18 protein-coding genes are annotated in these 16,433 nt (G+C 72.2%); 5 read left to right on the top strand and 13 right to left on the bottom strand.

Annotation, left to right across the window (positions count from 1 at the left end):
- The first annotated feature begins 7 nt into the window (after positions 1-7).
- Together IPI43_20870 and IPI43_20875 are read left to right on the top strand one after the other, a co-directional pair.
- Positions 8-820, top strand: a complete 813-nt coding sequence (locus IPI43_20870) for an MOSC domain-containing protein (protein ID MBK7776558.1) — start codon at positions 8-10, stop codon at positions 818-820.
- A complete protein-coding gene (locus IPI43_20875) occupies positions 817-1,614 on the top strand; it encodes a dihydrofolate reductase family protein (GenBank protein ID MBK7776559.1) in 798 nt (265 codons plus the stop codon). Before IPI43_20870 ends, IPI43_20875 begins: the two co-directional genes overlap by 4 nt.
- On the opposite strand, the gene IPI43_20880 is transcribed toward IPI43_20875, so the two are convergent.
- The 4 genes from IPI43_20880 to IPI43_20895 form a co-directional block, all read right to left on the bottom strand.
- Positions 1,575-1,877, bottom strand: a complete 303-nt coding sequence (locus tag IPI43_20880; GenBank protein ID MBK7776560.1) for a 4a-hydroxytetrahydrobiopterin dehydratase — start codon at positions 1,875-1,877, stop codon at positions 1,575-1,577. The genes IPI43_20875 and IPI43_20880 overlap by 40 nt on opposite strands.
- Before the next feature lie 572 nt (positions 1,878-2,449).
- Entirely contained in the window at positions 2,450-3,400 is a 951-nt protein-coding gene (locus IPI43_20885) for an alpha/beta hydrolase (GenBank protein MBK7776561.1), read from the bottom strand.
- Between the two features lie 22 nt (positions 3,401-3,422).
- Positions 3,423-4,223 (bottom strand): PaaX family transcriptional regulator, encoded by an 801-nt coding sequence (locus IPI43_20890; GenBank protein MBK7776562.1) that lies wholly within the window; start codon positions 4,221-4,223, stop codon positions 3,423-3,425.
- A gap of 23 nt (positions 4,224-4,246) precedes the next feature.
- Positions 4,247-4,645 (bottom strand): hypothetical protein, encoded by a 399-nt coding sequence (locus IPI43_20895; GenBank protein ID MBK7776563.1) that lies wholly within the window; start codon positions 4,643-4,645, stop codon positions 4,247-4,249.
- A gap of 34 nt (positions 4,646-4,679) precedes the next feature.
- On the opposite strand from IPI43_20895, the gene IPI43_20900 reads away from it, so the two are divergent.
- Together IPI43_20900 and IPI43_20905 are read left to right on the top strand one after the other, a co-directional pair.
- Entirely contained in the window at positions 4,680-5,243 is a 564-nt protein-coding gene (locus IPI43_20900; GenBank protein MBK7776564.1) for a hypothetical protein, read from the top strand.
- A 54-nt stretch (positions 5,244-5,297) separates the two neighbouring features.
- Positions 5,298-6,032: a pyridoxine 5'-phosphate synthase gene (locus IPI43_20905; protein ID MBK7776565.1), complete on the top strand. Its 735-nt coding sequence runs from the start codon at positions 5,298-5,300 to the stop codon at positions 6,030-6,032.
- An 11-nt stretch (positions 6,033-6,043) separates the two neighbouring features.
- On the opposite strand, the gene IPI43_20910 is transcribed toward IPI43_20905, so the two are convergent.
- The 9 genes from IPI43_20910 to IPI43_20950 all read right to left on the bottom strand — a co-directional run bounded on the left by IPI43_20910 (position 6,044) and on the right by IPI43_20950 (position 14,910).
- Positions 6,044-6,664: a hypothetical protein gene (locus IPI43_20910; protein ID MBK7776566.1), complete on the bottom strand. Its 621-nt coding sequence runs from the start codon at positions 6,662-6,664 to the stop codon at positions 6,044-6,046.
- A 763-nt stretch (positions 6,665-7,427) separates the two neighbouring features.
- The gene (locus IPI43_20915) at positions 7,428-8,480 is read right to left on the bottom strand and encodes a hypothetical protein (GenBank protein ID MBK7776567.1); all 1,053 of its coding nucleotides are present in this window, start codon (positions 8,478-8,480) and stop codon (positions 7,428-7,430) included.
- Between the two features lie 1,329 nt (positions 8,481-9,809).
- A complete protein-coding gene (locus tag IPI43_20920; GenBank protein MBK7776568.1) occupies positions 9,810-10,820 on the bottom strand; it encodes a protein kinase in 1,011 nt (336 codons plus the stop codon).
- 4 nt (positions 10,821-10,824) lie between these two features.
- On the bottom strand, positions 10,825-11,247 hold the full coding sequence (locus tag IPI43_20925) for a hypothetical protein (GenBank protein MBK7776569.1): 423 nt from the start codon (positions 11,245-11,247) through the stop codon (positions 10,825-10,827).
- Positions 11,244-11,765 (bottom strand): hypothetical protein, encoded by a 522-nt coding sequence (locus IPI43_20930; protein ID MBK7776570.1) that lies wholly within the window; start codon positions 11,763-11,765, stop codon positions 11,244-11,246. Before IPI43_20930 ends, IPI43_20925 begins: the two co-directional genes overlap by 4 nt.
- 13 nt (positions 11,766-11,778) lie before the next feature.
- Positions 11,779-12,465, bottom strand: a complete 687-nt coding sequence (locus IPI43_20935; GenBank protein MBK7776571.1) for a hypothetical protein — start codon at positions 12,463-12,465, stop codon at positions 11,779-11,781.
- Positions 12,466-12,556: 91 nt separating this feature from the next.
- Positions 12,557-13,102 (bottom strand): hypothetical protein, encoded by a 546-nt coding sequence (locus IPI43_20940; GenBank protein MBK7776572.1) that lies wholly within the window; start codon positions 13,100-13,102, stop codon positions 12,557-12,559.
- Positions 13,103-13,252: 150 nt separating this feature from the next.
- Complete coding sequence (locus IPI43_20945; GenBank protein ID MBK7776573.1) at positions 13,253-14,440, bottom strand: lipid-transfer protein; 1,188 nt, start codon at positions 14,438-14,440, stop codon at positions 13,253-13,255.
- Complete coding sequence (locus IPI43_20950; protein ID MBK7776574.1) at positions 14,437-14,910, bottom strand: OB-fold domain-containing protein; 474 nt, start codon at positions 14,908-14,910, stop codon at positions 14,437-14,439. Before IPI43_20950 ends, IPI43_20945 begins: the two co-directional genes overlap by 4 nt.
- 491 nt (positions 14,911-15,401) lie before the next feature.
- Here IPI43_20950 and IPI43_20955 point away from each other — a divergent pair, with 491 nt between their 5' ends.
- Positions 15,402-15,566, top strand: a complete 165-nt coding sequence (locus IPI43_20955; protein MBK7776575.1) for a hypothetical protein — start codon at positions 15,402-15,404, stop codon at positions 15,564-15,566.
- Positions 15,567-16,433: the final 867 nt, after the last annotated feature.

A 16,433-nucleotide genomic window follows, 5' to 3' on the forward strand; every position in this document is an offset into this window, starting at 1 on the left:
AGCCGGGATGCGCGTCACCGGGCTGTTCGTGTATCCCATCAAGTCGTGTGGCGGCGTGAGCCTCCCTGCCGCCGAGGTCACGCGGGCCGGGCTGCGCCACGACCGCCGGCTCATGGTGGTGGATGGCCACGGGCAGTTCTTGTCGCAGCGCACCCACCCGCGCCTGGGCTGGGTGAGCACGCGCCTCGAGGCCACTGGCGTGCGGGCGCTGTCTCCCGAGGGCGAGCTCTTCGTGCCCTTCGACTTCGCGGCTGCCGGCGGGTCCGCAGGCCCGGTGCAGGTCTGGCGCGACACGCTCGCCGCCGTGGTGCACCCCGAGGGCACGCGCTTCTTCCGCGAGGTGCTCGAGCTGCCCGACGCGAGCCTGGTGGCCCTCCCGCCCGGCGGTGAGCGCGCGGTGAACCCCAGCTTCGGGAGCGCCGACGACCGTGTAGGCTTCGCCGACGCGTATCCCATCTTGCTCATGGGGGACAGCAGCGTGCGAGACCTCGAGGCGCGCGCAGGGGTGGCCCTCGACATGCGGCGCTTCCGGCCGAACGTCACGTTCGAGGGCGCGCCCTACGCCGAGGACCGCATGGCAGGGTTTCGCGCGGGTGGCCTGCCCTTCCGGGGCGTGAAGCGCTGCGACCGCTGCGTGCTCACCACGCTTCACCCCGACACGCAGGAGCGTGGCCTCGAGCCGCTGCGCACGCTGGCCGGCTATCGACGGGGTGACGACGGGAAGGTCTACCTGGGCATGAACGTCATCCCGGACGCCGAAGGCACGCTGCGCGTGGGCGACCTCATCACGGACGTCACGGAGCGGGAGCCCCACCCGTGAACGACGCTGACTTCGACCTGCGTGCCGTGGCGGATGCGGCGGGCGTGGCGCGCCTTGCCCACCAGCTGTACGGCCCAGGCTTCGAGCCGCGCGAGGGGGTGCTGCACGTCACGGCCGTGGCGGGCCCAGCGCGCCGCACGCTGCGCATCGACGAGCACACCCCCAAGAGCCTGGCCGACACCTTCGCGCTGAACCTGGCGCGCGCGCGGGCCGACGCCATCGTCATCACCGGCAAGCTGCTGCGCGACGAGCCCGCGCTGTCGTATGCGCCAGGCTCCCCCGGGCCGGCGGCCCCGGCCATGGCGGACTACCGGCGGCAGCTGGGGCGGGACGCGCGGCCCTGGCTGGTGGTGCTCACGCGCGGCGCGGGCTTGCCGCTCACGCACCCCGTGTTCCACGACGGCCACACGCGGCCGCTGATCCATGCGCCCGCCGCGGCCGCCGAGGGGCTGCGCGCGGTGGCGCCCTGCGAGGTGCTGGGCAGCGCTGGCGAGGCATCGCTCGCCGGGCTGGTAGCCGCGTTGCGAGCGCGCGGTGCCCGCACCATCTCGTTCGAAGCCGGCCCGTCGACCACGCGCGAGCTCTACACGGGCGACGCGCCGCTGCTGGACGAGCTGTGCCTGTCCGCGTTCCAGGGGACGCTCCCGCACGAGGCGCAGCTGGCCGAGGCGCTGCCCGCGCTGCCCTCTGCCCTCACGCTGGCCGGCCCCCAGCGCCACGTGCAGGCGCCCAGCGGACCGTGGGCCTTTGCCCGCTACGTGCGCGCGCGCCCGGCCGCCAGCGCGTCCATCTGAGCCGCCAGCAGGAAGTCGCCCTGGCTGAGCCCACCGCAGTCATGCGTGGTGAGCTCCACCTCCACGGTGGCCCACACGTTGCGCCACTCGGGGTGGTGGTCGAGCTTCTCGGCCACGATGGCCACGCTGCTCATCCACCCGAAGGCCTCCGCGAACGACGCGAAGCGGAACGTCTTGGCGATGCGCTCTTGCCCGCGCGCCCAGCCCGGCAGCGTGGTGAGCGCGGCCTCGATCTCGGACTCGGTGGCGCGCTTGTAGGGCATGCCACGAGGATGACTCAGCGCGTGCCGGTGTAGCCAGTCGAAAACTCGATGGCGGCGCCATGGGGGGGGGGCCCACGTCGGTGGCGCGCGCGCATAGCCCGTGGTCCGGGCGACGGGGGTCTCGGCGGGCGCGTGGTCTCGAGCTGCCGAGAGGCTGAGCATGGCGCGTTGACGCCTGCCAGCAAAGCCCTTTGTCGTGGTGCGGCGCGCCACGGGGTCGCACCATCGGGGTTGAGGGGGGCCGGCGGGGCCAGTTGGGACGGCGGTGTGGGTCCTGCCATGCTGGCGGGGCCTGGCGTCGAGGATGGTCGCGATGTCGGGGCGGGGTCGCGGGGCCGGGCCGCAGCCGCCTGGGCCACAGCGCGCCGGCAGACAGGCTCGGGAGCAGCCTGGCGCGCGGGGATGTTTCAGACATGGGAGAGCTCCTTGGTGGAGGCCCCGCGCTCACCCGTAGCGCGCGGTCGGCCGGACCGGCGCTCACCTTGTGCAAGGGCGATACCAACTCCGACGAGACGCTTTATTCCCGTGCAGTGGGCGCGCTGCGCAACCCGCAGCGTGAACGTGTGGCCACGCTAGGCGGCGGCGCGTGTGACCGTGCGGAGGGCGCCCTCGCACCACTCCAGCAGGTCGCCCATGACCTGCTCGCGGTTGGTCTCGTTGAGCGTCTCGTGGCGCGCGCCGGGATAGATGGTGCAGCGCGTGTTGCGCATGCCGGCCGCCCGATACGACCCGTGCAGGCGACGCACGCCCGCGCCGCGGTCACCCACGGGGTCTTCGCTGCCCGCGAACAGGTAGATGGGCAGGTCTTTCGGCAAGCGGGCCAGACGGCTGGGCTCGGTCAGCGCGGGCAGCGCGTCCAGCATGTCCAGCCAGGTCTGCACGCTGACGGGGAAGCCGCACAGCGGATCATCGATGTACTTGTCGACCTCGTCGGGGTCGCGCGAGAGCCAGTCCGCCGTGGTGCGCGTGGGCGCGAAGGCCTTGTTGAAGTCGTCGAAGCTCAGCTTGTTGAGGAGCGCGCTGGTGTCGCGGTAGCCCACCCGCAGGCGCTCGAGGCGCGTGACCACGCGGCCCAGCGTGGCGATGGGCGGCGGCTTGCCGTTGCTCCCGGAGAGCACCACGGCGTCCACGCACTCGGGGTGGTCCAGGATGAGCTGCTGCACCATGAACGAGCCCATGGAGTGGCCCAGGATGACGACGGGCAGCTTGGGGTGCGCCGCGTGCGCCATGCGGTTGATGGCGTAGAGGTCGCCTACCGCGCGCGTCCACGAGGCGTCGTCCGCCATGTGTCCGGGGCGCCCGTTCTCGGGGATGCTGCGGCCGTGGCCGCGGTGGTCGTGGGCGTAGACCACCCAGCCCGCCGCGCAGAACTTCTCGGCCAGGCGGCGATAGCGCCCCGCGTGCTCGGCCATGCCGTGAGCGATTTGCAGCACGGCTTTGGGCTGCGCGCCCTGCTTCTGCCAGCGGTAGATGTGGATGCGGAGGGCGTCGGGCGACTCGTAGCTGAGGTGCTGCTCTTGCATGGAACCCGCGAGCATACCCGGTTCAGCCCTCGTCCTCTAGGTTGAGAAAATCACTCCACAAATCGAGGCCGCGGTCGGAGTACGCCTCGAGCGTGGCCACCAGCGCGCGCCGCTCGTCGGCGGCCACCAGCTCGTCGGGCAGGAGCGGGTCGAGGACCACCCAGCGCACCGCCTCGCGGCCCACCAGGAACGCCTCGCGCACCGCGTCTTCGAGCGGCATCTGGTCGATGCGCCGCGAGCTCGCTTCCAGCTGCTCCTTCATGTCGCGGTAGACGGCCCGGAGCGCCTTCTTGTCCCACAGGGTGCGGGCGCGCGCTTCTTCGGCCGGCTCGAGCCCCGCGATGCGGAAGACCACGGCGCTGTCTTCCATGCCCAGCTGGCGCAGGCGCGGCCCGATGAAGGCCAGGTCGCCCTTGAGGTTGGCGGGGCGCACGTGCAGCCCCGGACGCAGGCGCCGAAAGCCCGCCATCTTGAGTGCCTGCTGGCGCCGCCGCAGCGCGGGGCGGTCCGTGCGGGAGAGGTCCGCCGTGAAGCAGGCCAGCCAGCTGCCGTCCCAGGCCTGCACCTGGCCCTCCAGCAAGCGCCAGCGCGAGACCTGCTCGTCGATGGGCAGGGCCGCCTGGCCCAGCTGGTACTGCCCGCGGTCTTCGGACTCCACCAGCCCCTCGGCGCGCAGGCGCACGATGGCCACGCGCACGCTGTTCTCGGCCACCTCGAACACGTCTGCGGCCTTCACCAGGATGCGCACCGGCACGCTGGGCCCGTGGATCAACGGCGCCACGGAGAGGATCTCGAGGATGATGCTCTTGGCGCTGACGTTCATGGTGGCGGAGGATACAGCGTTGGTCAGGGACGAAACACCATCAACGTGATGGTGAGCGTCACGCTGGTGACGACGGTGACGAGCGGCCAGCGCGAGCGACGTTCTTCGCGGCCCGCTGAATAGAGCACGGCGTGGAGCGTCACGAGCGACAGCCCGAAGCCCGCGATCACGAAGGTGGAGATGAGCGACGTGCCCGTGAGGAACGTGAGCAGGACGCCGAAGCACCAGGTCAGCCCGAAGCCCGGCCCCGCCAGCCGGTACGCCATGAGCCGCTGGCGCTCGATGTCCCCCGGCACCACGGCGCCGAGGCTCCCGGCCACGAAGGCGAAGGCGGCGAGCAGCTTCGCGAGGCGCACCAGCTTGAGCACGAGCAGGGGGTCCATCTGGATGGGCAGCATGACCGGAAAGCGCGGGCTGGCCAACGCACGGTCGGATATGGCAAGAGGAGGGCAGCCCATGTCGTCACGTCCCCGCCGCTGGTCCCCGTCGTCCCTCGCCCTCGCCATCGCGCTGGCCGTGGGCGTCTTGGTGCCCGTGCTGAGCGCGCCGTCCGGGCTGCTGGCGCAGGCCGCTGGCGGGGTGGTCGGTAGCTGGCGCTTCGCGGGGGGCGCCGAAGAGACGCGCGGCATCCAGCGCGCCATCGACACCGCCCTGGCCGACTTCAACCCGGTCATGCGCGAGATCGTGGCGTCGCAGCTACGGGACAGCAACCGCGCCTACCCCGAGTTCAGCATCGCGGTGGAGGGCGAGAACATCGTCACGCGCATGAACGGCCGCACGCTGAGCACGCCCAGCAGCGGCGCCGCGCGCGAGGTCACCACGCCCGAGGGGCGCACCGCGCAGGTCACGCAGCGCCTCCAGGGCAACCGCCTGGTGCAGACGCTGGTCAACCCGCAGGGCACGCGCACGCACACCATCACGCTCGGCGGCGACGGCAACCTGCGGGTGGAGGTGCGCATCGTCAGCAGCCACCTGCCGCGCCCCATCGCCTATGCGCTGACCTACGGCCCGGCGGCCTGAACAAGGCTGGCGCCCGTTGGCGCGCCGGAGCAGCCGCTCGTATAACGCGCGGCGATGGCTCGACTCAGCGTGAACGTGAACAAGGTCGCCACCCTGCGGAACTCGCGCGGGGGAGACGAGCCGAACGTCCTCCGTGCCGTACGGGCCTGCGTGGCTGCGGGGGCGCCCGGGATCACCGTGCACCCGCGCGCCGACGAGCGGCACATCCGGCTGGACGACGTGCGCGTGATCGCCGAGGAGCTCGCCCCCATCGCGTTCCAGGTGGAGCTCAACGTGGAGGGCGACCCGCGGCCGGACCTGGTGGCGCTGGTGCGCGAGCTGCGGCCCGCGCAGTTCACGCTGGTGCCCGTGCGCCCGGGCGAGATCACCAGCGAGGCCGGCTGGCCTCCGGGCTCGCCCACCGAGGCGCTGCGCGAGCTGTGCACCGAGCTGCGCGAGCTGGGCGTGCGCAGCAGCATCTTCGTGGACCCCACGCCGGCCGCCGTGGACTTCGCCGCGAGCCTGGGGGCCGACCGCGTGGAGCTGTACACCGAGCCCTATGCGCGCGCCTTCGAGCGCGGCGACGACGAGGCGCAGGCGAGCCTCGCCACGTACGTGGTGGCCGCCAAGCACGCGCGCACCGTGGGCCTCGGGGTGAACGCTGGGCACGACCTGGACCTGCGCAACCTGCCGCTGTTCAAGGCGCTGCCGGGCCTGAAGGAGGTCTCCATCGGCCACGCGCTGATGAGCGAGGCGCTGTTCCGTGGGCTGCCCGAGGTGGTGCGGGACTACTTGGACGTGCTGCGTTAGGGCACCGGCCGTCAGAAACGGCCAGCCACGCCGACCACGCCGCCACCGCGAGCCGGGCTCACGCTGAGTGTGACGTCCGCCTCGGGGGTGAAGCGCATCCCGCGCGTGAGGTAGCCCGTGAGCCCGTATCCCGCGACGATGCCGGCCGCGGCGCCCACCATGAGGCCCCGCCCGGCCGCGTCATTGCCTTGGAACACGAACCCGAGCGCCACGGCGAGCGCGCCACCCACACCTGCGCCGAGGTCCATGAGGAGCACGCGTCCGCGTGTGAAGTCGTAGCGATGCCCGAGGTAGCCACCCACGGCCATGCCTCCCAACGCCACCATCGCCGCGCCGGCATGGAAGCCACGTAGCCACGCGTCGGAGTACTCCCAGCGGCTCGCCGCGAACGTCATGAGCGCCATCGCGGCCGTCGCCCACATGCCGGCGCTGGACGCCAACGCCGCCTCGCCGGCGGTGGGCTGCAGGGTGGTGTTCAGCAGCGCACCCACACCCAGGCCTCCGAGCTGACCGAGCATCATGCCCAGCGCGAGGCCATCTCCAGGCGAGAACCCCGTGTCGTAGTAGTAGTAGTCGTCGCCCTCGTCATCGCGGGCATGACCGTCCGAGCGCGCCCGTGGTAGGTAGCCCATGGTCGCGCCCCAGAGCGCCAGGTTCTGGTGTACGAGGCGCCGGGCGTGATCCCGTCGCGGCTGGAGGCCAGCGCGAAGCCTGCCGAGGCCCACGCCCCGGAGCGACGCGACCACAGGGGGCGCGCTCCATCGCACCTCGCGATGATGCATGGCACCACGCCAAACGTGGTCCCCAGCAGCGCCTGCGACGTGACGAACTCAGCCCGTGCCAGGTTGCTTGTACCCTCCCGTCCCTGCGCAGCGGGCGTGTCGCCCTGTCTCGCAGCGACCTCGGCCTCGATGTCCGACATGATCTGCAGCGCCCTGCCGGCGGCGGGATGCGCGGGGTGGTCGAGGCGCAGTCTCCCGAGCAGCGCCAGCGCGCGCCCCAGTTGGCCATCCGCGCGCTGAGCGAGGGCGTCCTCGAAGAGGGTCCAAGCTGCGGTGGACGAGTCCGGTGGCGCGGGCACGGGAGGCGCCGAGGGCGGCGAGCTGGCGAGGCCCTGTGCGTCGTCCACTGCAGCCTGGGCCGTCACGGGGACCGGTAGCGTGAACACCGCCAGCGCCAGCCCCCCGTGATCCACCACCAACACTCGCTCGCCCGATACGTCCCGCCATCGGCCCCCTCGTGCAAGTTCGGACCCATGTGCCGAACTGGCGGCGTCCACTACGCCGCGCGCGAGGTCAGCCACGGCGACGCTCCCCGGGGCCAGCGCCGCCACGTGGGGCGCGCGGCTCTGCCGCTAACGGCCCGCCTCGCGGCGAGCCGTGGGCAAGAGCGCGCTCACCAGCGCGGACTTGGCACCGAAGTTCTCGCGCTGTCCACTCGCCCAACGAGAGAGGCGCAGCGCGTCGAGGGCCAGGCGGGGGTCGCCTGCTCGCCGCGAGAGGCCTGCCAGAACACGTGCTCGGCGGAGTGCAGCATGCCGCGCGCGTCTGGCAACAACGCCTCCGCGCGCTTCAAGAGTGCCCGCGCGCGCGGCTCATCGCCCGTGTGCCAGGCCGCGATGGCGGCGGCCAGCAGCTGGAAGTGTGCGAAGTGACGTGAGCCGTAGGCCGCGAGCACCGCGTCAGTGGCCACCTCGGGCATGGGTGCATCCTCGTGCAGCAGGCGGGTGAGCGCGATGGCGCTCGCGAGGGTGGCCACGGTCTCGTCGAGCCGGCGCGCTCGCAGGATGGCCAGGTGCGCCTCGCCTTCGTGGATGATCAGCGCGGGCGGGGCGCCGCGCATGACGCGACTCATACCGAGACCGGCCGCGGCGCAGCCCACGTGGAAGTCGTCGCCGCTCTCGAGGCCTGCCGCGAGCGCGCGCTGGAAGAGCGCCTCGGCGGCTTCGGCGGGTTGGCGCCAAGCGGTGGCGAAGTAGCCCACCACGAAGCTCACCTCGGCGCGCTGGGCGCTGTTCTGGTAGCGCTCCACCAGGCTCAGCACGAGCTCACCGTAGGCGTTGCCCTGCGCGTGGCGGCCGAGCACGCCGCCCTGGAAGATGGCCCCGTGGACCATGTAGCCGATGGCGCAGTCGGGGGTGTTCCCGTCGCGGAGGCAGAGGGCCACGCTGGTGTTGGCCAGGGTGACACACAGCTCGGGACGCACTTGGTAGGCGGCCTTCATGGTGGCGGCCAGCAGGCGCACCGCGATGTGCGTGCGCTGCTCGCGGGCCTCGCGGAGCGCGCCGAGCCCGGCGGCGTCACGGCCACGCACCAGCCACGCGAGGCGGGCCAGCCCCGCCAGCAACACGGGCGGTGAGAACGCCTCGGGCAGCGCGATGCCCACCTCGGCGAGCGCCGCACGACCTTCGGCGTAGGCGTCGGCGAAGCGCCCCAGGTTGGTGAGCAAGTGGATGCGCCGCTCGCGCACCTCGGCACGGGCCGCATCGGACGCTGCCAGCTGTTGGGCTCGCCCGAGGAACAGCTCGGCGCGCTCGAAGGCCAGCGCGCGCGGCGACCTCGGCGGCCCGCAGGTACAGGACGCGCGCCTCGTCGCGCTCGCCGGCGGCCTCGTGGTGAGCGGCCAGCGCCTCGGGCTCCACCGCCGGCAGGGCGGCCAGCGTGCGCGCCAGCGCGGCGTGGAGCCCGCGGCGGCGCTCGGGCGGCAGCAGCGCGACGACGGCCTCGCGCACACGGTCGTGGAAGGTCTCGAGCTCGTCCTCGAGGCTGGGGCCCGTGCTGCGCGCGAGGCGCTCGTGGCGCAGCGTGACCAGCGCATCGGGGTCGATGGTGGTGAGCCCCACCGCCTTGGCTGCGATGCCCAGGGGCAGCGGCCTGGCGGCGAGCGCGCACGCCTCGAGCAGCGCACGCGGCGCCGTGTCGATGGCGCACACGCGCTCACGTAGCAGCGCGTCGAGCCGCACCGGGCCGGTGTCACCCAGGCGCCCCGCGGCGCGCGCCAGCTCCTGCAGGAAGAAGGCGTTCCCTTCGGCCTCGCGCACCACCCAAGCCACGCGGGCGGCGTCGAGCGTGGGTGCGATGGCCCCCACCAGCGCGGTCGCGGCGGCCTCGTCCAGGCGCGCCAGCTCCACCAGCACGGAGGGCGTGTGGGCACGGGCGATGTCGTCCATGGCGCGCAGCGCGGGGCTGCGTCCGCGGTACTCGGCGCGCGAGCCCACCACCAGCAGGAGCGGCACCTGGGTGGCCAGCAGCTCGCCCAGCAAGCGCACGCCGCCCTCGTCGCCCCACTGGAGGTCGTCCACGTGGACCACCACGGGCTTGGTCTTGCCGAGGTTGCGGACCAGCTCCGACAAGGCCTGGACTGCACGAGCACGCACCTCGTCCGGCGGCCCGCTCTCGGACTGGTCGGTGACGCGCGCGACAGCCGGGAACATGCGCGCGAGGGCACCCGCGGCCTCGGGCATCCATGCGGCCCGCTCGTCGGGCGTGGCCCGCGCCACGATGGCCACGAGCCCATCCACGACCGCGTCGAGGGCCTTCCATGGCACGGTCTCCTGCTCGAAGCAGCGCCCCTCGCACACCCACGCGTCGCGCGCGTGCTGCGCGAGGAAGCGGGCCACCAGCGTGCTCTTGCCCACGCCGGAGACGCCGCGCACGTGCACCAGCACCGGCCGCGCGTGGGACTCTGCGAAGGCCTGCGCCAGCGTCTCGAGGGGCGCGTCACGGCCCACGAAGGGAGCGCTCGCGGTGGGCTCTGCGGCGCGCCCGCCCAGCACGCTCAAGATGGTGGCGGCGCTCGGGCGGTGGTCCGCGTCGGGGTCCAGGAGCGCGAGGCACAGATCGTCGAGGTCGGCCGGGATGCCCACGACGAAGTGCGAAGGGCGCACCGCGGGCGCGATGGTCTTGCGCACCATGACCGACAAGGCATCCCCGCGATGGGCAGCCGGCCGGTCAGCGCCTCGAAGAGCATGACGCCCACGGCGTACCAATCGCTGGCCGGCGTGAGCGGCCGCGCCAGCGCCTGCTCGGGCGACATGTAGAGCGCGGTGCCGCTGATGGTCCGGTCGGTCGAGTCGTAGCGCCGCGACGAGTCGCTCGACTTCACGTCGCTGGGCGCGTGCTCGGGCATGCCGGAGGGGCTCGCCTCCTCGGGCACGTCGCGCAGGTCGGCCGCCAGCCCGAAGTCCAGGATGGTCACCACGCCCGTCGGCGAGCACCAGCACGTTGGACGGCTTGAGGTCGCGGTGCAGCTTGCCCGCGCGGTGCAGGCCGAGACGCCCTCGGCCACCTGCCGAAAGGCCGCTCGCAGCGCAACCAGGTCCACGTCCAGCTCCGCGCGCGTCTCCACCGGCGGCGCCGCTTCGTAGTCGCCGTCAGCCCCCATGCGCATACGACTGGACGGCGCCTGTGTGAGCGCGTCGGTGTGGGCCAGCTCGAGGCCCGAGCGCTCGGCGCGCAGCCAGCGCATGAGGTCCACGGCTCCGTCCACCAGCTCCATGGTGAAGAAGCACGAGCCGTCGTCGGCCACTACCAGCTCGTAGAGCCGCACCAGGTTGGGATGCGTGACGTCCGTCAGCGCGCGGAACTCCCGCTTGAAGCGGAAGAGCGCCTGCCCGTCGCGCTCGTACAGGCTCTTGAGCGCCACGCGCGCGCCGGTGGTGCGGTCGCGTGCCTCCTGGACGATGCCCATGCCCCCTGCGCCCAGCGTGCGGACCAGCTCGAAGCGCTCCGCGGCGGCGGACCACGGTCGCCAGGCGGCTTCGGCTTCGGGGCGGTCGGAGGTGGGCATGCCGTCAGGGCGCGGCGGGAGCCGCAGCCGGGAACAGATCCGGGGGAGTGGGCACCACCCAGTGCATGGCCGGCGCGCCGCCGTGGCCGTTCATGGCGCGGGTGCCCAGCACCAAGATGGACGCGCGGTCCGGCGAGAGCAGCACGGCGTCGATGCCCACGGGTGAACACGGGAGGGGCGCCGTGGGCGCGGGAGCGAAGCCCTGCTCGTCGGTCGGCCCGGCCTCACTGTCGCCCTCTTCGCGCTCTTCCTGCAAGACGCCATCGTGACAGTGCGGGTCGCTCGGGCTCGTGGCCAGCAGGTGGTCATCGGTCTGGTCCATGCGGAGCATGTGCAGCACGTAGCCGCCGTGCTGGTCGGACGCCTCGATCCACATGGCCCAGCCCTCGAGCTCGCCACCCAGCGCCACCAGCGCGTTGTACATCATGATGGAGTACGCCTCCTGGCTGGTGTGCGTGACCAGGTTCTGCCCCGGCGTGACGGTGCGGAACGTGCCGAGCGCGCGGCGAATCGCGCGCCACGGCGACGCTCGACGCGTCCCTCAAAAGTGGCGCGCTGTTCGGTGGGGGTCACCGTGCCGAGCCACGCGTCACCCGGCGCGAGCTCACCCGGGTCCACGTCGAACACCACCCAGTGGTTGTGGCGCGTGTCGAAGCCCGCGGTGCGCGTGATGGTGCACTCGCCGTCGTCGGGGTTGCGGCACGCGTCGATGGCCGCCGTGAACGCGGGGAACGGCGCGGGGGTGACCGCGGTCAGGCCGGCGAAGTACATGCCGGGCGCCGTGGGCTCGGGCTCCGGTTCTGGCTCGGGCACCGCCTCCACCTCGGCCACGGGCTCCGTCTCGTCGTCGGGATCGGGCGTGGTGGGAGGCGGCTCCGAGTGGCTGCACCCGAGTGAGAGCAACGCAAAGAGGCCGAAGCCGGCGATGGAGTGGCGCGTGATCATGGGCACGACGCTATCATCTTTCCGGCGGCGCTACTCCCGAGGGGGTCACACCATGAATGCACAGATCATTGAAGGCCCAGAAGAGCACAAAGCCGAACGCGCTCACGATGTGCCAGAGCGCGTGGTGACTGAACACGCGCAGGTCCACCTTGGTGCCATCGGCCGACGCCAGCGCCACGCCCAGCAGGAAGGTGAAGAAGATGGCGCGCAGCAAGCCTCGCGCATGAGCGGGCACGCGCTCCTTGGCGCCGAACAGCAGCCCGGTCACCAGCAGCGCGTCGGCGATGAGCACCAGCTCGCCCACGTTGAAGCCACCGTGCTGCCCGAAGCGCAGCGGGAACGGGACGTGGCCCAGGTAGGTCTCGGCGCCCATCCACGCGACGGCTAGCGCATTCACCAGGCCGGACCCGAGCAGCACGCGTCGTCGCATCGCAGCATCGTAGTAGTCGTGCAGCACCGCCACCTGGATGCCGTATGCCAGCAGCAGGTTCGAGCCCGTGTCCGCCCAGCGCCAGCTGCCGTCCAGCGTGGCGTGCCAGCCGAGCGTGGGGATGCCCGTGACGAAGATCAGCGCGTAGGCCACCACCCAGCGCCGCGGCTGCGGGCGCCCCAGCCAGGTGAGCAGCAGGGTGAAGAAGCCCGCGCCCAGCGTGGCGAAGCTGGTGACGGAGTTGGCGAGGTCGGGCGGCGAGAGCTCCATCGGGGCATGATGCACGCACTCGAAGAACCAAGGTGCTTCCGTCGCCGTCGCCGTCGCCGTCAACGCCCACGCCCACGTGGACCGCCGTGGTCTAATGCAGCGCTTCTTGCTCCGTGGGGGGCACGTCGCACGGCTCACCCAGGGGCTCTTCGACGCCCGGCGTGGCGGGAGGCAGCGTGGGCGCCATCATCATGCCCATGACCATGGGCGGCGGGGCCGGATCACAGCCAGGGGTCATGGCGCACACCGCGTAGTCGATGGGGTGCTTCATCGCGGCCTGCAGCTTGTAGGGCAGCGCCTCCTGCAGCTCGTACGGCAGCATGTCGAACGTCTGGCCGCAGCCCGCAAGCCACAGCGCCGACGCCGCGAGCGCAGCGGGCCTCGCCTTCTGAACCAGACGCTGCAGCGGCACCCACGCCGACGGGCGCTCCGGCGCCGTGCGCAGGCTGCCATCGGCTTCCACCACGTAGCTCACGCACAGCCGCTCTTGGGCCGCGCGAGCCATCAGCCGCCGAGCCTGCCGCTCGGTCATGGAGGACAGGTCGTGCACGTGCTGCTCGCACTCGCCGCAGTAGCGCCCCGTGGCGCTCGGGCGCATGCGCTCGCGGTCGGCGTGGCAACGGTTGGGGACGGGCACTTCACGAGTCGAGATGGCCGCAGTGGGAGCTGAAACCCCCTGCACCGCCCGCGACCTGGCTAGCCCTAGAACACCCCACCCGAGGCCAACGGGGGAGAACCCCTCGGCCGCGAGGACGTAAGCCGCGATCGGGCGATTCTCCGGCGCCTCTCAGCCCTTCACGACCACCGACGACCCATGCCCGAACAGCCCCTGGTTGGCGGTGACGCCCACCTTGGCGCCCTCCACCTGGCGGCCGGTGGCCTGCCCGCGGATCTGCCAGGTGAGCTCGCACACCTGCGCGATGGCCTGGGCCGGGACCGCCTCGCCGAAGCAGCTGAGGCCGCCGCTCGGGTTCACGGGCACGCGCCCGCCGAGGGTGGTGACCCCGTCGCGCAGCAGCTTCTCGGCGTCGCCCGGGGCGCACAGGCCGATGTTCTCGTACCAGTCCAGCTCGAGCGCCGAGGCCAGGTCGTAGACCTCGGCCAGGTTCACGTCCTCGGGGCCCACGCCGGCCTGCTCGTAGGCCACCTTGGTGATGGAGTCGCGGAAGCTCACGGGCGGGAGCGGCACGCTGGCCCCCGAGTCGGTGGCGATGTTGGGCATGTCCACGACCGTGCTGGGGAACACCGGCGTGACCGTGGAGACGCCCGCCACGGACACCCACTTGGTGGCGTGCTTGCGCGCGTAGGCCTCGCTGGTGAGCACGATGGCCGCGCCGCCGTCGCTGGTGGCGCAGATCTCGAGCAGGCGCAGCGGGTCGGCCACCACCTTGCTGGCCAGCACCTCTTCGATGGTGACCTCCTTGCGGAAGCGCGCGTTCGGGTTGTGCAGGCCGTGCCGCGAGTTCTTCACCTTCACCTGCGCGAAGTCCGCCGAGGTGGAGCCGTAGAGCGCCATGCGGCGCCGCGCCCAGAACGCGAAGTAGGTGGGGTTGGTGGCGCCCATCAAGCGGAAGCGCAGCCAGTCCGGGTCGTCGGGCCGGTCGCCGCCCACGGGCGCGAAGAAGCCCTTGGGAGCGGCGTCGGCGCCCACCACCAAGGCCACGTCGCACAAGCCTGCGAGGATCTGCGCCCGCGCGATGTTGAGCGCCTGGGCCCCCGTGGCGCACGCGCCGTAGGAGCTGGCCACCTGCGCGCCGCTCCAGCCGAGCGCCTGCGCGAACGTGGAGCCCGCGATGAAGCCCGGGTAGCCGTTGCGGATGGTGTCGCCGCCGCTGATGAACTGCACGTCGCGCCAGTCGATGCCGGCGTCGTCGAGCGCGGCCTGGGCGGCGTGCACGCCGTACTCGGCGAAGTTGCGGCCCCACTTGCCCCAGGGGTGCATGCCCACGCCCAAGATGGCTACGTCGCGGCTCATGCTGCACCTCCGTTGTCGCTCGAGGGGCCCGCCACGGGCTGCCACTTCCAGGTCACGTACTCGTTCTTCTCGTCCTCGTAGAGCCGGTCGATGACCAGCTCCATCTCCATGCCCACGCGCAGCGAGTCCGCGGGGAAGCCCTGGGGCACCTGGCCCAGCACGGTCATCTTCTCGGCCGCGAGCTCCACGGCGGCGATGGAGTACGGCTGGAAGGGCTCGTCCGAGATGTAGGGCGCAGGCGGCTGGTAGTAGGCCGTGGTGTACGACCAGAGCGTGCCGCGCCGGCTGAGCGGGACCTCCTCGAAGCGCGTGGACCGACACGCGGGGTTGCGGCAGGCCACCGTCTCGCGCGGGAAGAAGATGGTGCTGCAGCCGAGGCAGCGGGTGCCCAGCAGCGCAGGCGCCTCGCCCATCGTGAACCAGCCTTCCACGGCGGGGACACGCGGTTTGTCGGTCTTGGCTTCGCTCATGAGGCGATAAGTAGAACGTGTTTCACTATTTCGCAAGGGGCGGGGCCGCCGGCGGCCAGCTGGCGGTCCGCCACGATGGAGCACTGGACAGCGCGTGATTCCGTGGTGCCGCCACAGGCACCCACCGTGCAGAGCCCTGACGTGTGCCCGCCGCCGCGTTCGTGCTGTCCCCAACCTGCTCACCGCGTCGGGACCCGCGCGCGGGCCCGCTGCACCAGCTCCTCAGCGACAAGCTGGAGAAATATCTGGCCGCTCCCCGGCTTCGCGGTCGATACCGCTCCGTGGCTCCTCCGCTGCGGCATCCTCAAGCACGGCTTCGCCCGCTTCCGCTGCGACGACTGCGCCGCAAGCCCCCTCGTGGCGCTCAGCTGCAAGCGGCGCGCATTCTGCTGCGTGGGCCGGAAGATGGCGGACCAGGCCGAGCACCTGTGGAGAACGTCCTGCCGCCCGTCCCGTACCGCCAGTGGGTGCGTCCTTCCGCACGCTGGCGCATGGCCCACAACCACGAGCTCACCCTTGGCGTCTGGGGCATCGCCCGAGCGGCCATCGACGCGCTCTACCGTGCCCGCGCCGCCAGCCTGGGCCCGCCCGGCCAGCACAGCAGCGCCTGCCCAGGCAGCGTCATGGCCATCCAGCGCTTCGGCGGCGCCCCCTGAACCTCAACGTCCACTTCCACGCGCTCCACCGACGGCAGCTTCTGAGGCGCAGCGACGGCCGGGCTCGTGTTCTGCACGCGGCCCCGCCCACGGTGGCCGAATCACCGCCCCTGGTGGTCGACATCAAGCGGCGCGTGGTCCAGCTGCTGGAGAAGCTGGGCCTCGGGCCCGACGAGGACGACGACTGGGACGCCCAGCAGCTCTTGCTCGGCATGGGCGAGCTCGCGCTTCATCGACCGCCTGGTGGCCCTGGTCCCACCGCGGCGCGTCAACACCCTGCTGTACGGCGGCCTCTTCGCCGCCAACGCCCCGCCTCCGCCCCTGGCGGTGGCCCTGCGCCAGGCGTGATCCCGCGCAAGCGCACCCGCCCGGCCAATTCCATCAAGCCCCGCAACACCGCGTGGGCTGAGCTCATGCGCCACAGCTTCGGCCTGGACGTCCTGGCCTGCCCCACTGTGGCGGCCGCATGCGCCACGTGGCCACCGTCCTCGACCACTCGAGCATCCAACGCATCCTGCGCCACCAAGGCCTCGACACCCCTGAGCCCCGCGCCCGCTCGTCCCCGCTCGAGCGACCTTGTCTCCACGCAGGCCCGACGAGCACGCCCTCGCCGACGCTCCGCAAGACGACTTCTCCCAGCTCGACCCCAACGATCCTGGTGACCCCGGACGAGCGACGGACCTCAGACCGGCAGTGCACCGGTACCGTCGCGCCGGCTCCCCGAGGCGGATTCGCCGATAGCACTGGCGCTCAAAGCGCCGTCGTGCCACCTGAAGGGGTCGCAGGGGCTTCATGCGCGCTGACCGACAGCGTGTTGCGCAGTTAGGATGTTATGTAAACTTTCCGCACAACAGCCTGAAAGTGTTC

Source organism: Sandaracinaceae bacterium (genome assembly GCA_016706685.1).
In the GTDB taxonomy this organism is placed as follows: domain Bacteria; phylum Myxococcota_A; class Polyangia; order Polyangiales; family Houyiibacteriaceae; genus JADJJE01.

What these genes read in the sequence shown, in the direction of transcription:
- IPI43_20870 (MBK7776558.1), top strand. Translation starts at nt 8, where the DNA reads ATGCGCGTCACCGGGCTGTTCGTGTATCCCATCAAGTCGTGTGGCGGC.
- IPI43_20880 (MBK7776560.1), bottom strand. Translation starts at nt 1,877, where the DNA reads ATGCCCTACAAGCGCGCCACCGAGTCCGAGATCGAGGCCGCGCTCACC.
- IPI43_20885 (MBK7776561.1), bottom strand. Translation starts at nt 3,400, where the DNA reads ATGCAAGAGCAGCACCTCAGCTACGAGTCGCCCGACGCCCTCCGCATC.
- IPI43_20890 (MBK7776562.1), bottom strand. Translation starts at nt 4,223, where the DNA reads ATGAACGTCAGCGCCAAGAGCATCATCCTCGAGATCCTCTCCGTGGCG.
- IPI43_20900 (MBK7776564.1), top strand. Translation starts at nt 4,680, where the DNA reads ATGTCGTCACGTCCCCGCCGCTGGTCCCCGTCGTCCCTCGCCCTCGCC.
- IPI43_20905 (MBK7776565.1), top strand. Translation starts at nt 5,298, where the DNA reads ATGGCTCGACTCAGCGTGAACGTGAACAAGGTCGCCACCCTGCGGAAC.
- IPI43_20910 (MBK7776566.1), bottom strand. Translation starts at nt 6,664, where the DNA reads ATGGGCTACCTACCACGGGCGCGCTCGGACGGTCATGCCCGCGATGAC.
- IPI43_20920 (MBK7776568.1), bottom strand. Translation starts at nt 10,820, where the DNA reads ATGCCCACCTCCGACCGCCCCGAAGCCGAAGCCGCCTGGCGACCGTGG.
- IPI43_20925 (MBK7776569.1), bottom strand. Translation starts at nt 11,247, where the DNA reads ATGATGTACAACGCGCTGGTGGCGCTGGGTGGCGAGCTCGAGGGCTGG.
- IPI43_20930 (MBK7776570.1), bottom strand. Translation starts at nt 11,765, where the DNA reads ATGATCACGCGCCACTCCATCGCCGGCTTCGGCCTCTTTGCGTTGCTC.
- IPI43_20935 (MBK7776571.1), bottom strand. Translation starts at nt 12,465, where the DNA reads ATGGAGCTCTCGCCGCCCGACCTCGCCAACTCCGTCACCAGCTTCGCC.
- IPI43_20945 (MBK7776573.1), bottom strand. Translation starts at nt 14,440, where the DNA reads ATGAGCCGCGACGTAGCCATCTTGGGCGTGGGCATGCACCCCTGGGGC.
- IPI43_20950 (MBK7776574.1), bottom strand. Translation starts at nt 14,910, where the DNA reads ATGAGCGAAGCCAAGACCGACAAACCGCGTGTCCCCGCCGTGGAAGGC.
- IPI43_20955 (MBK7776575.1), top strand. Translation starts at nt 15,402, where the DNA reads ATGGCCCACAACCACGAGCTCACCCTTGGCGTCTGGGGCATCGCCCGA.